The 14,883-nt window shown below is 68.7% G+C and carries 18 protein-coding genes and 1 pseudogene; 7 read left to right on the top strand and 12 right to left on the bottom strand.

The window, feature by feature from the left end; genetic code table 11:
- Positions 1-207: TetR/AcrR family transcriptional regulator (locus ACIRJP_RS37920; RefSeq protein ID WP_404184746.1), on the bottom strand; the 207-nt coding region annotated here is incomplete at its 3' end.
- Between the two features lie 496 nt (positions 208-703).
- Between ACIRJP_RS37920 and ACIRJP_RS37915 the strand changes: the two are divergent.
- Positions 704-946, top strand: a pseudogene (locus tag ACIRJP_RS37915) (ISAzo13 family transposase); the annotation flags it as partial.
- Positions 947-1,633: 687 nt separating this feature from the next.
- On the opposite strand, the gene ACIRJP_RS37910 reads toward ACIRJP_RS37915, so the two are convergent.
- Together ACIRJP_RS37910 and ACIRJP_RS37905 are read right to left on the bottom strand one after the other, a co-directional pair.
- A complete protein-coding gene (locus ACIRJP_RS37910) occupies positions 1,634-2,155 on the bottom strand; it encodes a nucleoside deaminase (protein ID WP_404184743.1) in 522 nt (173 codons plus the stop codon).
- A 131-nt stretch (positions 2,156-2,286) separates the two neighbouring features.
- Positions 2,287-2,505 carry a hypothetical protein gene (locus tag ACIRJP_RS37905; RefSeq protein ID WP_404184740.1) on the bottom strand — a complete coding sequence of 73 codons (219 nt, stop codon included), beginning with the start codon at positions 2,503-2,505 and terminating at the stop codon, positions 2,287-2,289.
- Between the two features lies 1 nt (position 2,506).
- Here ACIRJP_RS37905 and ACIRJP_RS37900 point away from each other — a divergent pair, with 1 nt between their 5' ends.
- Positions 2,507-3,007: a PhzF family phenazine biosynthesis protein gene (locus ACIRJP_RS37900; protein ID WP_404184737.1), complete on the top strand. Its 501-nt coding sequence runs from the start codon at positions 2,507-2,509 to the stop codon at positions 3,005-3,007.
- A gap of 63 nt (positions 3,008-3,070) precedes the next feature.
- Positions 3,071-3,979 (top strand): DMT family transporter, encoded by a 909-nt coding sequence (locus ACIRJP_RS37895; RefSeq protein WP_404184755.1) that lies wholly within the window; start codon positions 3,071-3,073, stop codon positions 3,977-3,979.
- Positions 3,980-4,023: 44 nt separating this feature from the next.
- Here ACIRJP_RS37895 and ACIRJP_RS37890 read toward each other — a convergent pair whose 3' ends face one another.
- The 8 genes from ACIRJP_RS37890 to ACIRJP_RS37855 form a co-directional block, all read right to left on the bottom strand.
- On the bottom strand, positions 4,024-4,173 hold the full coding sequence (locus ACIRJP_RS37890; RefSeq protein WP_404184734.1) for an OsmC family protein: 150 nt from the start codon (positions 4,171-4,173) through the stop codon (positions 4,024-4,026).
- On the bottom strand, positions 4,170-4,364 hold the full coding sequence (locus tag ACIRJP_RS37885; protein WP_404184731.1) for a hypothetical protein: 195 nt from the start codon (positions 4,362-4,364) through the stop codon (positions 4,170-4,172). The genes ACIRJP_RS37890 and ACIRJP_RS37885 overlap by 4 nt, the downstream gene beginning before the upstream one ends.
- A gap of 116 nt (positions 4,365-4,480) precedes the next feature.
- Positions 4,481-5,923: an NADP-dependent phosphogluconate dehydrogenase gene (gene gndA, locus ACIRJP_RS37880; RefSeq protein WP_404184728.1), complete on the bottom strand. Its 1,443-nt coding sequence runs from the start codon at positions 5,921-5,923 to the stop codon at positions 4,481-4,483.
- A gap of 283 nt (positions 5,924-6,206) precedes the next feature.
- Positions 6,207-6,557 carry a carboxymuconolactone decarboxylase family protein gene (locus ACIRJP_RS37875; RefSeq protein ID WP_404184725.1) on the bottom strand — a complete coding sequence of 117 codons (351 nt, stop codon included), beginning with the start codon at positions 6,555-6,557 and terminating at the stop codon, positions 6,207-6,209.
- 78 nt (positions 6,558-6,635) lie between these two features.
- Positions 6,636-7,418: an SDR family NAD(P)-dependent oxidoreductase gene (locus ACIRJP_RS37870; RefSeq protein WP_404184722.1), complete on the bottom strand. Its 783-nt coding sequence runs from the start codon at positions 7,416-7,418 to the stop codon at positions 6,636-6,638.
- Positions 7,419-7,478: 60 nt separating this feature from the next.
- Positions 7,479-8,012 carry a DinB family protein gene (locus ACIRJP_RS37865; RefSeq protein ID WP_404184719.1) on the bottom strand — a complete coding sequence of 178 codons (534 nt, stop codon included), beginning with the start codon at positions 8,010-8,012 and terminating at the stop codon, positions 7,479-7,481.
- Positions 8,013-8,484: 472 nt separating this feature from the next.
- The gene (locus tag ACIRJP_RS37860; RefSeq protein ID WP_404184716.1) at positions 8,485-8,766 is read right to left on the bottom strand and encodes a hypothetical protein; all 282 of its coding nucleotides are present in this window, start codon (positions 8,764-8,766) and stop codon (positions 8,485-8,487) included.
- 582 nt (positions 8,767-9,348) lie between these two features.
- Entirely contained in the window at positions 9,349-9,558 is a 210-nt protein-coding gene (locus ACIRJP_RS37855; protein ID WP_404184713.1) for a LysR family transcriptional regulator, read from the bottom strand.
- A 132-nt stretch (positions 9,559-9,690) separates the two neighbouring features.
- Here ACIRJP_RS37855 and ACIRJP_RS37850 point away from each other — a divergent pair, with 132 nt between their 5' ends.
- The 4 genes from ACIRJP_RS37850 (at position 9,691) to mug (ending at position 13,937) form a co-directional block, all read left to right on the top strand.
- On the top strand, positions 9,691-10,719 hold the full coding sequence (locus tag ACIRJP_RS37850; protein ID WP_404184710.1) for an alcohol dehydrogenase catalytic domain-containing protein: 1,029 nt from the start codon (positions 9,691-9,693) through the stop codon (positions 10,717-10,719).
- A 140-nt stretch (positions 10,720-10,859) separates the two neighbouring features.
- Positions 10,860-11,966, top strand: a complete 1,107-nt coding sequence (locus tag ACIRJP_RS37845) for a flavin monoamine oxidase family protein (RefSeq protein ID WP_404184707.1) — start codon at positions 10,860-10,862, stop codon at positions 11,964-11,966.
- Between the two features lie 10 nt (positions 11,967-11,976).
- Entirely contained in the window at positions 11,977-13,380 is a 1,404-nt protein-coding gene (locus ACIRJP_RS37840) for a mycothione reductase (protein WP_404184704.1), read from the top strand.
- A 26-nt stretch (positions 13,381-13,406) separates the two neighbouring features.
- Positions 13,407-13,937: a G/U mismatch-specific DNA glycosylase gene (gene mug / locus ACIRJP_RS37835; RefSeq protein WP_404184701.1), complete on the top strand. Its 531-nt coding sequence runs from the start codon at positions 13,407-13,409 to the stop codon at positions 13,935-13,937.
- A 461-nt stretch (positions 13,938-14,398) separates the two neighbouring features.
- Here the strand turns inward: mug and ACIRJP_RS37830 are convergent, their stop codons facing one another.
- Positions 14,399-14,659, bottom strand: coding sequence for a CstA-like transporter-associated (seleno)protein (locus ACIRJP_RS37830; protein ID WP_404184752.1), 261 nt, complete (start codon positions 14,657-14,659; stop codon positions 14,399-14,401).
- Between the last annotated feature and the right edge of the window lie 224 nt (positions 14,660-14,883).

Here is a 14,883-nt window from a genome sequence, read left to right as displayed (position 1 = left end):
GGCATCTGCAATGTCCGCCTCGGCGAGCCGCTCGACGGCCGCCTGCAGCAGCGCCTGCCGGGTCCTGAAGTAATAGGAGCAGGAACCTTCCGCCAGCCCCGCCCGCTGGTCGACGGCCCGGTGGGTCAGCCCCCGCATACCCTCCGCGGCCAGCGTCTCGACCGCCGCGTCGGCCAGCTGTTTCCGTCGTGTCGAGCTCTCCGTCACAGTCGCTTCCTCTTCACACGCCCAATCCCTCTACAGAAGTAGAGTACCAGTGCCACTACAGCTGTAGAGGCCGGGATGGAGGGAAGGCCAGGTGCGGTGAAACCATCGGTCCTCCTCCGGGGCGTTCGGGCTCCACCGTGGGCGCGGAACGAAGGTGGGCCACTGGTACCGGATCGTGATCGGAGTGCCCCAGACCCAGAATCTCCCGGGCACGGCCATCCGCCAGCCGCCTGCGACTGAGGGCCGGAGCACAACGATCGGCGACCATCGAGCCGCCGTATGAAACATCCCGAACTACAGAAACTCTGTTGTGACACCGGATGCGGAACTGCAGAACGCCCGCACCGAGACACACGTGATCTATCGAGGATGAAAAGTGACTGAGAACGACGAGCAGCACCTGACCCTGACTGATGGGCAGGGCGTGCCGGTCCTGACTTTAGGGCGTGCAGATCTTTAACCCGTGGCTTTCCGCTCGGTGATTCGTTGGTCTGGCATGGGTGGATTGGAAGAGCAACGGGCCGTGTTGTCAGCCAAGTTCGGGGCGATTCTGCCGCATCTCGACGAGCGGCAGCGATTTTTGATAGGGGCGGAGGCCCGGTCGCTCGGCCACGGCGGGATCAGGGCGGTCGCCCGTGCCGTCGGTGTCCGTGAGACCACTGTGTCGCTCGGGGTGCGGGAACTCGACTCCGGAGAGGCGCCGTTGGGGCGGGTCCGCTGGCCCGGCGGTGGCCGCAAATGCACGAGGAAGGCCCGTGCGGGCCAGATCGCTGAAGCCGGATGCCTGAAAAGTGAACTGCTCACCCGATACACGCACAAACCAGCTGGCGACAGACTCGGTCGCTGCCATTGTCACGGACCATGGGATCCGTCAGAGCTGCGTATGCAGCAAGCATGCTCACCAGGTCGTTGGCCGTGCAGCTACCGTCCCCGCGGTACTCGTTCCCGTAGGCGAGACTGGCACGAGCGACAGGACTGTTCCACCATGTCTCGTCGTGCCAGCGTGCTGAAGCTCCAGCAATCACAGGCAGCAGGGCGCTGGGGCGCTGCTGCCTGACTCGCTGTACGTACTCGTGGTCCGTGACCAACCGGTCGTAGAGAAATGCCGCCATGGACCAAGCGTGGCCGACCATGTGCGGGTTTGTCTCAGGGATATCGCGAGAACCAGAAGGAGCGGGACGGGCACCGCGGCCGGGCAGGACCACCCTGTCCGGCCGCTGCCGCTGCTCGGACGTCGGGCGGCGCTGAACTCGTGGGCGTGGCCGCCGCGCCACTCCACCCACCGGCAGCCAACTCACCGAAGGCAGGGGCGCGGCCTTCGGACTCGGCCATGATCACCCGCAGTTTGAGGAAGTCTCGGCCCCTACTGATCGAGGGGCCCATGAAACAGTGCGCTCCCCCGGCGCGCCGTCAGCGAACCCGGATCTCATGTCGTGCAGGGTGAAACGGGCTCCACTCCCCAGTATCCGGCGTGCACGGCCGCCGCGTCCTCATACAGGTGCGGCCCGGACACCGCCACGGCGCTCCCTCCTGCCTCGAAGACCCGGCGACACGGCAAGTCGAGCAGTTGTTCACTGGGGTCCGCTCCCGCGAGGACGTTCAGCTCTGCCGCCGCGAGCGCGTACACGACGCGGCGAACACCGCTCCAGTAGACGGCGCCGGAGCACATCGCACACGGCTCCGTGCTGGCGTAGAGAGTGGCATGGACAAGCCGACTCGGCTGCAGCGTACGCGAGGCCAACCGCACCAGGTTGGTCTCCGCGTGTCCGGTGAGGTCGCGTTCCGTCAGCACCGTGTTCTCGGTCGTGAGCAGGACGCTTCCAGTCGAGTCGGTCAACAGCGCGCCGAACGGATGGTTCCCGTTCCTGCGCGCCTGGGCCGCGAGCGCGATGGCCGAGAGCAGATGGGTCCGGTCCAGATCGGTCAGCTTGTCCGGCGAAGGCGGCATTACGCACTCCTCAACGTTGAATCCGAGTAGAAGTTATACGTACGACTTCTCCTGCGCCAGAGCCTCGGCGTTCACCGGAAGCCACGGGGGCCAAGGGGCTGAAGTTTCCCGTGATCCTGGACACGATCTTGTTATGCCGCGAGGGCTTGTTGTTGGTGCTGCCGGGTCTCGGTCGGGGTGAGGTAGCCGAGGACCTTGTGTTTGCGCAATCGGCGGCGGTTGTAGAAGGTCTCGACGAAGGCGAAGACGTCGGCGCGCGCGGTGGCCCGGTCGGGCCAGGTGCGGGTGCCGATCTCTTCTTTGAGCAGAGCCCAGAAGCATGGCGTGAGCCCCCGCCACGGAGACCGCATAGTGCAGGAGTGCGAGGCCGGGCTAGTCGAGGTCCGCCGCACCGGTGACCTGGATGCGGAGTACCTGCACCAGGTCGTGACGGCGTTCGGCATCAGCCGCGACCAGGTGCTCGCCCACCAGTGGGTCGACAACGGCCCCGGCTGGGCGGTTGTCCGGCTCGGCACCGCTCAGGAGGTGCTCGACCTGGAGCCCGACCTGTCGCGGATCCCGACGGCCATGGTGGGGGCGATCGGCGCATACCCTCCAGGTTCGGAGCACGCGTTCGAGCTGCGTACCTTCGCACCCGGCGTGGGAGTGGACGAAGACCCGGTCTGCGGCAGCATGAATGCTTCGGTAGGGCAGTGGCTCACCAGCACAGGCTCGGCGCCCGCAAGCTACAAGGTCTGCCAGGGTGCGCGGCTCGGCCGGGCGGGAGACATCACGATCTCCGCCGATCCCGACGGGACCGTATGGGTCGGCGGAGCGACGACCACCTGCTTCCGCGGCACGGCTACCCTGTGACGGCGACGACCACGGAGCCCCGCCCGCGCCCGGCAGCCAAGCCGCGCCGCCCATCCCGACGCACTGGGAGTTGCGATCGCCTCGCTGCTGGGGGCGACGCTCTTTTGGGCCGGCAACTACATCATCGGGATGACCGCCGTCGAGAGTGTCGACCCGCTCAGCCTCGTCCTGTTGCGCTGGTCGGTCGCTGTCGTCCCGCTACTGGTGACCGCCCAGGTGGTCGAGAGTCCTCGATGGCGGCAGGTGCTGGCCGCCTGGCCATGGCTGATCGCGCTCAGCGCGTTCGGACTGCTGGGCTACAACTTCCTGCTGTACGCGGCGCTTGAGCACACCGACGCGTTCAACGCATCGCTCATCAACGCGTTCAACCCCGCACTGATCACCCTGGCTGCCGCCGTATTCCTGCGTGAACGCCTCACGCCGACGGCGGCCGGTGGCGTCCTGATCGCGCTGGCCGGCGTCCTCATCGTCCTCAGTGGCGGAAACCCGGCCACGCTGCTCGACACCGGGTTCGGGACTGGTGAGCTGCTCATGATCGGCGCCATCGCGGCCTGGACCGCCTACACAATCACCGGGCGGCTCGCACCATTGCTACCACCAATCACTGCCACCGCTGTCCAAGCCGCAGTGACCGTCGCCGTGCTCGCGCCGATCAGCGCTATCACCGGCGGCCCGACTCTGCCCGGCACCCCGGGCGCAGTCGCCTCCCTGCTGTTCATCGCAGTCTTCCCCTCGGTGCTGTCCTATCTGCTGTGGAACCACGCCCTGAGCGTCATTCCCGCCAGCAGTGCCGGGGTGTTCCTCAATCTCATCACCGTGTTCACAGCAGCGTTCACCATCCTTGCCGGCCACTCCTTCACCGCTGCCCAGGTCGCCGGCGGCTTGATCGTCATAGTCGGTGTCGTCCTGACCAACGCCCGTGGCCTGCGCGGCCGATCCGTTCCACAGCGCCCTCAAAAGGAGATCCCGTGAGCACTGCGCGCACCCAGGGGTTCCTCAACGCCCACAAGAGTGGCCTACAGGTCACCGAGACCAGCGCTGACACGTCGACTGTTCAGGCCGCAGCAGCCGGGCTCGGCGTTGAGCCCGAGCGCCTGCAGCAGGTACTCCCCGGGTGAGACGGCGGTGTCGGTGCCCAGCAGTGCGGTGGGTTCGTCGCTGCTCATCGCGTACTGCGCGCCCGCGTCTCGTCCCGCTCGCCGCCCGCGGTCAGCGCGCCGGTGTGCGCGGCGAGGCGGCAGCCGCCGTGCCAGGAGCCGTTGACCGAGAAGGTGGCTTGGCCGAGCCGGGGGTTGGCCCGGACAGCGACCGTGGTGTCCTGGAGGGCCTGGGCGTCGAAGTCGTTGATCACGGTCATAAGTATTCGTTCCTTGGAGTTGCTGCGGGGATATGGAAGCGGGGCAGGCGTCTTCGCATGCCCCAGTCGGGGTGTTGCGGACAGTTGCTGAGCGGCAGGTCAGCTGTGTGTCCGGGTCAGATCGCCGTCTCAGGCCGGTCGGGGTCGGACCAGTGGGTGTGGAAGGTCCCGGGGCGATCGGTGCGCTGGTAGGTGTGAGCACCGAAGTAGTCGCGCTGGCCCTGGAGGAGGGCGGCGGGCAGCCGGTCGGCGCGCAGGGTGTCGTAGTGGGCGAGGGCGGCGGAGAACGCCGGGGTGGGGATGCCGCGGCGGACGGCGGCGGCGATGACCTCGCGCCAGGGCACCTGGGCGTCTGCGATCTCGCGCGCGAAGGTCTCCTCCGTAAGGAGGCTGACCAGCTTCGGCTCGGCGGCATGGGCGGCGCGGATGCGGTCGAGGAAGGCGGCGCGGATGATGCAGCCGGCGCGCCAGATGCCGGCGACGGCGCCGAGGTCGATGTTCCAGCCGTACTCGGTTGCCGCGTTGCGGATCATCGTCCAGCCCTGGTCGTAGGCTATGACCTTCGACGCGTACAGGGCCTGTTCCACCTGAGCGGCAAACCGGGCGGCCTCGGTGCGGCTCAGCGACGGGCGGGTACCGCCGGACATCCCCTGGTAGGCGGCGCGCAGGTCGTGCTGGACGGAAGCGGCTCTGGCGAAGGTGGCCTGGGCGATGGCGGTGACAGGAGTGCCGAGGTCGAGGGCGGTCTGGACGGTCCAGCGACCGGTTCCCTTCTGGCCTGCGGCGTCGGCGACGATGTCGACGAACGGCTTGCCGGTGGCCGGCTCGGTGTGGGCTAGGACTTCGGCGGTGATCTCCATCAGGTAGGAGTTCAGGCGGCCGGCGTTCCAGGTGCGGAAGTTGTCGGCGATCTCGTCCGGAGTGTAGCCCGCGACCTGGCGCAACAGGTCGTACGCCTCGGCGATGAGCTGCATGTCGGCGTACTCGATGCCGTTGTGGACCATCTTGACGAAGTGTCCGGCGCCGTCGGTGCCGATGTGGGTGCTCATCGGTTCGCCGTCGATGTGGGCGCTGATGGTTGCGAACATCGGGCCTAGGGTGGTGTAGGCCTCGGCCGAGCCGCCGGGCATGATGGACGGCCCGTTCAGGGCGCCTTCCTCGCCGCCGGAGACGCCGGTACCGACGAAGTGGATACCCTTCTCCCGCAGGGTGGCCTCGCGTCGGCGGGTATCGAGGAAGTGGGCGTTGCCGCCGTCGATGATGATGTCGCCCGCCTCCAGCAGCGGGGCGAATTCATCGATGACGGCGTCGGTCGCGGCGCCCGCCTGCACCATAATCATCAGGCGGCGGGGGCGTTCGAGGGCGACCACGAGTTCCTCGGCTGTTTCGGCCGGCACAAAGGTGCCCTCGTGCCCGAACTCCTCGACGAGTGCACGGGTGCGGGCCGGGGTGCGGTTGTGGACAGCGACGGTGAAGCCGTGGCGGGCGAAGTTACGGGCCAGGTTGCGGCCCATGACCGCGAGGCCGGTGATGCCGATGTGGGCGGATGGTGTGCTCATGGTCGTGCCTGCTTCTCGGGGTGGCTGGCGGGCCGGGCGGGGCACATTGGCCCCGCCCGGTACCGCGGGGTGGTGCCCATCGGCGGTGGTCGGGTCGGACTGCCGCGGACGGGCTGCTCCTGCGCCCTGATGGGGTTCTTCAAGAGGGCGGCGGTGTCGGGACCGGTCCGACGGTGCTGTCTCCAAGCGCGGAGGCGGCACGCTGTGACGAGTCGTCCAGCGGGCGTGGGGCCGGCAGCGCGCCCGTGCGGCCTCTCGCGGAAGCACCAGGGGGCAGGAGCGGCTACTGGACCGCGGCCGCCTGCTCGGACTGCTCGTAGAACTTCATGGCCATGAAGCCGTGCGCGAAGCTGCCGCCGGCGCGCAGTGCGGCCGCGATCATGGTGGTTTCCGCCAGTTCCTCCTGGGTAGCGCCCTCGGCGTGCGCGGCCTTGGTGTGCGCCTCGATGCAGTAGGCGCACTGTGTGGTCAGTGCCACGGCCACGGCCATGAGTTCGGTGTACTTGCGCGGGATGACTTTCCCGGCTCCGGACAGAGCCTCCTGGTCGAAGGCCATGAGGGTCTTGAACGCCGCCGGTGCGCCGGCACGGAGGTTCTTGGCGTACTGATGGTCGTTGTGGTCGTGGTAGGACACGTGTGCTCCTGTGAGGCGGGGGCGGTGTCCCCGGGCGGCGCCGCCCGGGGACTGTTTACAAGGCGGGATGAGGGCAGGTCAGTTGCGTCCGGCCATGACGCCGCCGTCGATGTCCCACACGGCGCCGGTGACCCAGTCGGTCTGGTCCGACAGAAGGAAGGTGACGGTGGCGGCGATGTCGTCGGGGGTTCCCGTACGGCCCAGGGGGTGGAAGGAGTTGAACCCGTCGAGTGCGGAGTCCATGTCCGCCTTGGGGATGAACTCCTCGTAGATGGGGGTACGGACGACGGCGGGGGCGACGGCGTTGACGCGGATGCCGTGCGGGGCGAGTTCCATCGCCAGGTGCTGGGTGAGGGAGTGCAGTCCGGCCTTGGCCATCGAGTACGCCGACGACGGTGTGGCGGCGATGGCCTGGTGCGCCCACATGGAGCCGATGTTGACGATGGATCCCTTGGTGCCGCGGGCGATCATGTTGCCGGCGACGGTCTGGGTGAGGAAGAAGAACGCCCGGTTGATGGCCTGGTAGCGGTCGTAGTCCTCGCCCGTGTGCTCCACAAAGGGCTTCGGGGCGAACACACCGGCCGCGTTGACCAGGAGGGCGGCGTCGGCGTGCTCCTCGGTGAGGATGACGCGCAGACCGTCGACGGCAACCGGGTCGGCCAGGTCGGCCGCCAGGCCGACGACCTTGCCGTAGGCGGACAGGGCAGCCGCGGCCTCGTCGGCGTTCGGCTGCGTGCGGCCGGTGACGACGGCGGTGCCGCCGGCGTCGAGGACATGGCGGGCGACGGCGTAGCCCATGCCGCTGGTGCCGCCGATGACGATGACCTTCTGGCCGGTGAAGTCGAGGGGGGTGGTGGACATGCGGTGCTCCTGTTTCAGGTGGGCTGTCCCGGACGGAGAAGGGGGTGTCCGGTCTGGTGGTCAGGCGTAGGGGTTGCAGACGAGGTAGCCGTCGACGCGGCTGAGCCAGTCCGAGGCGGGGTCGGGCGGGAGCGCGTGGCCGAGGTTTTCGGCACGGACCTCGCTGATCCACTGGTCGTGCTGGTACTCGTGATTGATCAGCGCGATCAGCAGATGGGTTCCGACGACGGTCAGCTGGGTCGGGGCGCCGACCTTGCCGGCGGCGATGTCGCCGATGCGTGCGTGGACGCGTTCGGCGACGGTGTCGCGAAAGGCGGTGAGGCGTTCGACGGTGGGCAGCGCGCCGCGGAAGTTCTCCGGGTTCGCCGAGTCCATCAGCCCGTCCAGTTCCGGGTCGGGGCTGGGCTCGGCCGCGGTGAGGTTGCGGATCATGAAGTGGGCGACGTGGGCCTGGTGGCCGAGGTGCCAGCCGACGGCGCTGGAGTTCTCGTTCGGGCGCCAGGTCACCTCGTCCGGGGTGAGGTCTTTCCACAGGTCGTCGGTGTGGGCGCGGGCACGGTCGTACTCGCGAAGCAGTGCCTTGAGTTCGTACATGACTCCACCTGTCGGTGTCCGGAGGGAGGGGGAAGGTTCATGGCCCCGGTCAGGTGGGGGCCTTCGCCAGGCGTGGCAGAGTGATCACGGCGATAGTGAGCATGGCGGGCTTGAGGCCGGGCAGGAGCTGCCCATGTTCGACGGCGCGTGAGGGGTGCTGAGGACCGCGGTGACGAGGCGAGGACGACGGCGCCGCCAGGCCGGAGGCGAGTCCATGCGTCGTCGACGCCGTGGGTCGCGGCCACGTTCACAGCTCGGTATCAGGAAGTTCCAGCAGGACATGCGCCGGTAGTGCAGAGGCCCAGCAGGTCTCGCGTCGATGGAAGACGGAGCCGAGGGGTACGTGACGCCGCGGGCTATGCGGCGTTGGCCCGCCGTACTGGGGCGGCAGCCGGGACGCTCAAGCGTGGGCCGTTAGGTCGTGGCGGCCGGCGGCGCATGGATGCCTGGGCTGCGATGGCCCCGAGCGGGGTCAGACGGTGTCGTAGAGCCGTACCTCGGGTGCCGCCTTCAGCATCGGGGAGAGGCCACCGACCACATCGCGGGTGAACAGGTCGCTCGCCAGGTACGCCTTCGCGTCGGCCACGGTCTGGAAGCCGTGGAGGACCTGGACGTCCTCGTCGCGGACGAGAAGCTCCTTGCCGGTGGCACCGGGGACGGTGTCCAGGAAAGGCTGCTTGTATTTCTCGTACACACCCGCGGCCGCGACTCGATTGGCCGGGGCCACCTGCAGGGTGATCTCAAGATACGCCATGGTTATGCCTCACTCGATCGGCAGGGAATGAATGGAGCGGTTGGTGCCGCAACGTGCTTGCCAAGTTAGGCATTCTATGTGGGGTCCGGTAGAGGATCCCGTTGAATCATGGCATAAGCAGTGCATATAGCTAGCGGGCAGTGCGAGGCTTCAGCAATGCGGAGCGGGTCCGCACCGAGCGGGGAGTTGGCACTCCACACCGCTTCGAAGATCTGCACCCCGCGGCCCTGATCCGTCAGCGGCCCGTCGGGCGAGGTGAGCTTGGAGCGGGGCACCATCGCCGAGCAGCTCCGTCCAGTCCTCCCAGGACCCGGTAGCTGGCGCTTCCCCCCGGTTACGTACGCAGGGGCATCTCGTGCGCCTGGAAGTGCTGCGTGGTGAACACCGTCAGGCCGCAGGTGTGCGGCTTGCCGACCCAGCACGAGGTCGCGAGGGGACGAGCAGGTCGCAGACGATGCTGAACGCCCTGGCGATCAGACGCCAGGGCGCTCAGGGGCGAGAATGCGGATCTTCTGCTCGCCGGATTCGTTCAGCCGCCTGGCGTCCGCCGCGACGGCGTCGAGCGCGACCAGGCGCGCTCGATTAAAGGCAGGAGCCGGGCGCCGAAAGCTGTCTGGGGCACGCCGCAGGGCGACCATCGAACAGTTCTTCGCCGAGGCGCTCTTCGAGCTTGGCGATCCCGCTGGACAGGGCGGGTTGCGTGACGCCGTATGCCCGGGCAGCGGCACCGAACGCGATTTGTCTCGGGGACCGCCTGTACCGGAGTCCTTCCGGATTCAGGCTATCGATCATAGCCGCGCCTTATCACCGCATTCACTGATGTCCCCTACCGGGCGGCCCTTCCTCTGCCTACGGTGGGGATCCTGCTGATTCGGCATAACCAGGATCTATACCAATCGTCGTGTTCGGAATGGAAGAAGCACCATGTCAAACTCTGCCGTGACCATGGTTGTGACCGAGCCGCGAGGGGCTTTGCGCCCCTCCGTGGCGGAGACGACATCGCCGACGGGCACGTGGGTCCGTGTGTCCGTCGCGGCGAGCGGCGTGTGCAACGCCGACATCGGAACGGCCGCCGCCACCGGCGCGGGCACGTCCTTCCCGGTCACCCCAGGGCATGAGGTCGCCGGTGTCATCGTCGAGCTGGGTGACCAGGCCGAGGGCTGGGCGGTCGGGGACCGCGTGGCGGTCGGCTGGTTCGGCGGCAGCTGCGGACACTGTGCCTTCTGCCGGGTGGGTGACGTCGTCCATTGCGCCGAACGCAAGGTACCTGGCCTCTCCTACCCGGGTGGCTGGGCCCAGAGCATCACCGTGCCCGCCGATGCACTCGCGCGCATCCCCGACGAGTTCGACCTCTTCGACGCGGCCCCGTTCGGCTGTGCGGGTGTGACGACCTTCAACGCTGTCCGCAAGGCCGGCGCGCGTGCGGGCGGACGGGTCGCCGTGTTCGGGATCGGCGGCCTGGGACACCTCGCCGTCCAGTTCGCGGCGAAGCTCGGTTACGAGACGATCGCGATCGCCCGGGGCGGCGACCGGGGGAAGCTCGCCCGTGATCTCGGCGCCCACCACTACATCGACAGCGACGCCCAGGCGCCCGGAGCCGCCCTGAAGGAACTCGGCGGCGCGGACCTCATCGTCTACACCGCCTCCTCCACCGCCCCCGTGGACGAACTGCTCACGGGACTGAACGTGCACGGACAGCTCACCCTCGTCGGTGTCGACGCCGGATCAGTGACCGTTCCCGCGGCCCAGCTCGTCATGAACGGCCACACCGTCACCGGACACCTGACCGGCAGTGCGCGCGAGACGGAGGAGGCGATGGAGTTCGCCGTCGCCAACAGCGTTCGTCCCATGATCGAGCGCATGCCGCTCGAGCAGGCCGGCGAAGCCGTGACCCGGCTGCGCTCCGGAGCCCCGCGCTTCCGCATCGTCCTGGACACCGCCAACGGGGAGTGACGCGGCCCTTCGGAGCGCAAGCCCGTCGCCTGAGGTGGCCCTGTCCGATGCCACCGGCTCGGCACACCCAGAAGCCGGATGAATGCCGAAACACGGCCCACGGAGACCGCAGTTCGGCCTGAACAGAAAGGAAGCTATACATGTCCCACAGGGACAGTCACGACGTGATCGTGGTCGGCGCCGGCGCCTCCGGACTGGCCGCTGCCACCGCCCTGCACGCCGCCGGCCGCGACACCGTCTGCCTGGAAGCCCGCGACCGCATCGGCGGACGCCTGCTCTCCGCCCCCACATCACACCCCGAGCGGGCCCTCGACCTGGGAGCCACTTGGTTCTGGGACGGCGAGGAGCGCGTGCGAACGCTGGCCGCACACAGCGGCATCGAGACTTTCGACCAGCATCTCGCCGGCGACACCATCCTCCAAGAGGCCACCGGCACACGCCGCCTGGCAGGCAACCTGATCGATGCCCCCTCCCGCCGCTTCGCCACCGGATCCCAGAGCCTCACCTCCGCTCTCGCGGCGGCGCTGCCCACCGACACCCTGCGGCTGAGCACGCCCGTCACGGCCATCCACCCCCACGGCCGGGGTGGTCTTGACCTGCGCACCCCGGCCGGAATGCTGCACGCCGAGCACATCGTCCTGGCCGTCCCCCCGGCCCTGGCGCTGGAGCGCATCGACTTCAGCGACGCGCTCCCCTCCGACCTCGTGTGCCTCGCCCGATCCACCCCGGTCTGGATGGGGGCCGTCGCCAAGGTCGTCGCTCAGTACCCTTCCGCCTTCTGGCGCGAGGCGGGGCTGGCCGGTGCAGCGTTCAGCCGGACCGGCCCGCTGCAGGAGATACACGACATGTCGGGGCCCGGCGGCCGCCCCGCCGCACTCTTCGGATTCACGCACGCGCGCACCGTCGGCCCGGGATTCGACAAGGCCGTCACCGCCCAGCTCGCGCAGCTCTTCGGGCCGGCCGCGGCCACCCCCGACGTCCTGCACGTGCAGGACTGGAGTGCCGAGCGGTGGACCGCCCCGTCCACCGTGCAGAGCCTTGCCGACTACTCGCTCTTCGGCCACCCGCTCTATCAGCGGCCGACGCTCGAGGGCCGGCTGCACTGGGCGTCGACCGAGACGGCGACCGACCACGCCGGCCACATCGAAGGCGCCCTCGCCTCCGGAGAGCGAGCAGCGCTGGCCGTACTGGCGGCGGCCGCCGGCGCGAACGGCCGCAGCATCAGCGCTACCACCGCAAGCCGATAGGGATTCCTTCATGGACAACCACTTCGATCTCGTCGTCATCGGATCCGGATCCGGAAACTCGATCGTCGACAAGCGATTCGCCGGCTGGAAAGTCGCCATCATCGAGAAGGGTGTCGGCCCGCTGGAAAGCTACGGCGGCACCTGTCTCAACGTCGGCTGCATTCCGACGAAGATGTTCGTACACACCGCCGACACCGCCCGCGCGCCGGAGCACGGCACTGCGCTGGGCGTCGATCTGACCCTGCGCGGTATCGACTGGCCCGCGGTCCGCGACCGGATCTTCGGCCGCATTGACCCTCTCGCGGCCGGCGGGGAGCGCTACCGCGCAACCGGGCGTGACAACGTCACCCTCTACCGCGGCACGGCCCGCTTCATCGGCGAGCGCCGTCTGACCGTGGAAACTGCCGACGGGCCGGTCACGATCACCGCCGAGCAGGTCGTGGTGGCAGTCGGCAGTCGCCCGGACATCCCGGACGTGCCTGGCCTGGACCATGCGATCGGCTACCACACCAGTGACACCGTCATGCGCATGGACCGGCTCCCGCTACGCATGACCATCCTCGGCTCAGGATTCGTCGCCACCGAGATGGCCCACGTGTTCTCCTCCCTGGGCGTCGAGATCACCCTGATCGCACGCGGCGAGGTACTGCTGCGACACGAGGACACGGACGTGGCGCGACGCTTCACCGAACTGGCGCAGAGCCGCTGGAACGTCCACCTGGACCGCAAACTGCTGCGTGTCGGCAGAGAAGGAGACAGGCTGCTCCTCGACCTTGAGGGCCCCGAGGGTGCGGAGACGCTGGAGACCGACGAGCTGCTGGTGGCCACCGGCCGCCGGCCCAACTCCGATCTCGTGGACGCCGCCGCGGGAGGGCTCGCGATGCACGCGGACGGCCGCATCGTCGTGGACGGATTGCAGGCCACCTCGGTGCCCGGAGTGTGGGCCCTCGGCGACATTTCCTCCCCCTGGCAGCTCAAGCACGTCGCGAACCACGAGGCACGCACCGTCCAGCACAACCTGCTGCACCCGGACGAACCCCGCACCACCGACCACCGTTACGTCCCCCACGCGGTGTTCTCCTCCCCGAGGATCGCTTCGGTCGGGATGACCGAGCAGGAGGCGCAGGCCACCGGGCGTGCGTACGTGACCGCGACACGGGAGTACAGCGCAATCGCGTACGGCTGGGCCATGGAGGACGCCACCAGCTTCGCGAAGGTCCTGGCCGACCCCGCCACCGGGGAGCTGCTCGGCGCGCACATCATCGGCCCCGAGGCGCCGACGCTCATCCAACCGCTGGTCCAGGCCATGTCCTTCGGCCTGGACGCCCGTTCCATGGCCAAGAGCCAGTACTGGATCCACCCGGCCATGCCCGAAGTAATCGAGAACGCCCTGCTCGATCTCCCACTCGACTGATCGCAGCAGCGAGGCGGTGCAAGACAGTGCCGTTGAAGGATTTGCTGGCGCCGGAGCTGGATGTGCTGTTCTGCGGCATCAACCCCGGCCTCACCTCGGCAGCTGTGGGCATGCCCTTTGCTACCAGGGGAAACCGTTGGTGGACCGCGCTTGAGAAGTCGGGATTCACTCCGCGAGTGCTTGCACCCGCGGAGGCGGACGCCCTGCTCACGTGGGGGCTGGGGCTGACGACGATGGTCCGGCGGCCCACGACCAGAGCAGCGGAACTGAGCCGAGCCGAGCTGGTCGCGGGGGCGGCTTCGCTCACGGACCGCGTGCTCACCTGGCAGCCCAGGTGGCTGGCCGTGCTCGCGGTCGCCGCTTTCCGGACCGGGTACGGCTGGCCCGGGTCCACAGTCGGCGAACAGGATCTCCGCATCGGCGCGACGCGGGTGTGGGTGCTCCCCAGCCCGAGCGGCCTCAACGCGCACTTTCCGCCCCGCCGACTCTCGAAAGAGTTCGCACGGCTACGCCGGGCCGCCGCCTTGCCGGACCGCAGCAGGCGCCCTGCCCGGTGACGTGAAGTGGCCACGCAGTCGCAAGGGATGCGCCGTGGCGCCGCGCGGAAAGCGCCCCAGACTACAGGGATGCGGAGCCATGCCGGGAGGCTGTAGCGAGGCCGAGGAGAGTCACTGGCTCGGAGGAGGAAGCTCCTGACCTGATCGGCGCACAACTCGCCGGATCCGGCGCACGGTCAGCGCACTGGCCTCCGGCCAGATCCCCGTGACCGGTGTGCGTCGTGTTCGGCATCAGACGCCGCAAAGAGGGAGTCTGAACCTCGCGACCGCCTGCTGCAGGCGTAACGCCTGCCCCCCTCCAGCCCTCCGCCGATCCGCCCCGCCGCGCGCGCTTTCACGGCAGAGCTCCGCATAGCCACCTCGGTGATCAGCTCCGGCGAGGTGGCCAGTGGCGGCGACCGGACGTCCATCGGCGAGCCGGCCGCGCCGCTGCCCGGGAGGGGCACTGGAACCCTCGCCCATCAGCAGCAGCGGCTCTGCGGATGCTCCTCCCGGTACCGGGTGCGCTGCCGTTCGTACTCCCGGCGTGTGGGAACCGGGTCCGCCGGGTGGTGGCTCAGGTGCCGTTGAAGGAAGCGGTCGTAGTCCGCCGCGCCCGAGACCTCCCGCAGGTACCAGCGGACACCTCGAAGTAGCGCGTGAGGGGTTCGGTCAGCGCGCCTGTTCTCATCCTTGTTCCCGCGGGCTCCGGCCAGTGCCTCGGACCGGCGGCCCGTCGGCATGTCGATCGCGGACTCCACGTAGGGCGCTTCGGTGGTCGCCAGGGGCTGCGGCGACCGTACAGCTCGCACGCAGATGACTTGAGCATGACCGTGTGCATGTCGTCCAGGGACTTGGCCGGGGGCAGAACCTTGCCAGCGGCGTGTGCCGCCCTGGTCTGGGATGAAGGGTTTGCGGCCATGCCGACGTCGGTTCAGATCCCGGATGCCATGGCGTCCAGACGTAC

Source organism: Streptomyces sp. NPDC102437 (genome assembly GCF_044765565.1).
Classification (GTDB): Bacteria; Actinomycetota; Actinomycetes; order Streptomycetales; family Streptomycetaceae; genus Streptomyces.
Note: the sequence above shows the minus strand (reverse complement) of the source record. Positions and strands in the feature narration are given on the sequence as shown.

Coding starts and splice junctions, on each gene's coding strand:
- ACIRJP_RS37910 (WP_404184743.1), bottom strand. CDS start 2,155: ATGCCGCCTTCGCCGGACAAGCTGACCGATCTGGACCGGACCCATCTG.
- ACIRJP_RS37905 (WP_404184740.1), bottom strand. CDS start 2,505: ATGCGGTCTCCGTGGCGGGGGCTCACGCCATGCTTCTGGGCTCTGCTC.
- ACIRJP_RS37890 (WP_404184734.1), bottom strand. CDS start 4,173: ATGAGCAGCGACGAACCCACCGCACTGCTGGGCACCGACACCGCCGTC.
- ACIRJP_RS37885 (WP_404184731.1), bottom strand. CDS start 4,364: ATGACCGTGATCAACGACTTCGACGCCCAGGCCCTCCAGGACACCACG.
- gndA (WP_404184728.1), bottom strand. CDS start 5,923: ATGAGCACACCATCCGCCCACATCGGCATCACCGGCCTCGCGGTCATG.
- ACIRJP_RS37870 (WP_404184722.1), bottom strand. CDS start 7,418: ATGTCCACCACCCCCCTCGACTTCACCGGCCAGAAGGTCATCGTCATC.
- ACIRJP_RS37865 (WP_404184719.1), bottom strand. CDS start 8,012: ATGTACGAACTCAAGGCACTGCTTCGCGAGTACGACCGTGCCCGCGCC.
- ACIRJP_RS37860 (WP_404184716.1), bottom strand. CDS start 8,766: ATGGCGTATCTTGAGATCACCCTGCAGGTGGCCCCGGCCAATCGAGTC.
- ACIRJP_RS37855 (WP_404184713.1), bottom strand. CDS start 9,558: ATGATCGATAGCCTGAATCCGGAAGGACTCCGGTACAGGCGGTCCCCG.
- ACIRJP_RS37850 (WP_404184710.1), top strand. CDS start 9,691: ATGTCAAACTCTGCCGTGACCATGGTTGTGACCGAGCCGCGAGGGGCT.
- ACIRJP_RS37845 (WP_404184707.1), top strand. CDS start 10,860: ATGTCCCACAGGGACAGTCACGACGTGATCGTGGTCGGCGCCGGCGCC.
- ACIRJP_RS37840 (WP_404184704.1), top strand. CDS start 11,977: ATGGACAACCACTTCGATCTCGTCGTCATCGGATCCGGATCCGGAAAC.
- ACIRJP_RS37830 (WP_404184752.1), bottom strand. CDS start 14,659: ATGCCGACGGGCCGCCGGTCCGAGGCACTGGCCGGAGCCCGCGGGAAC.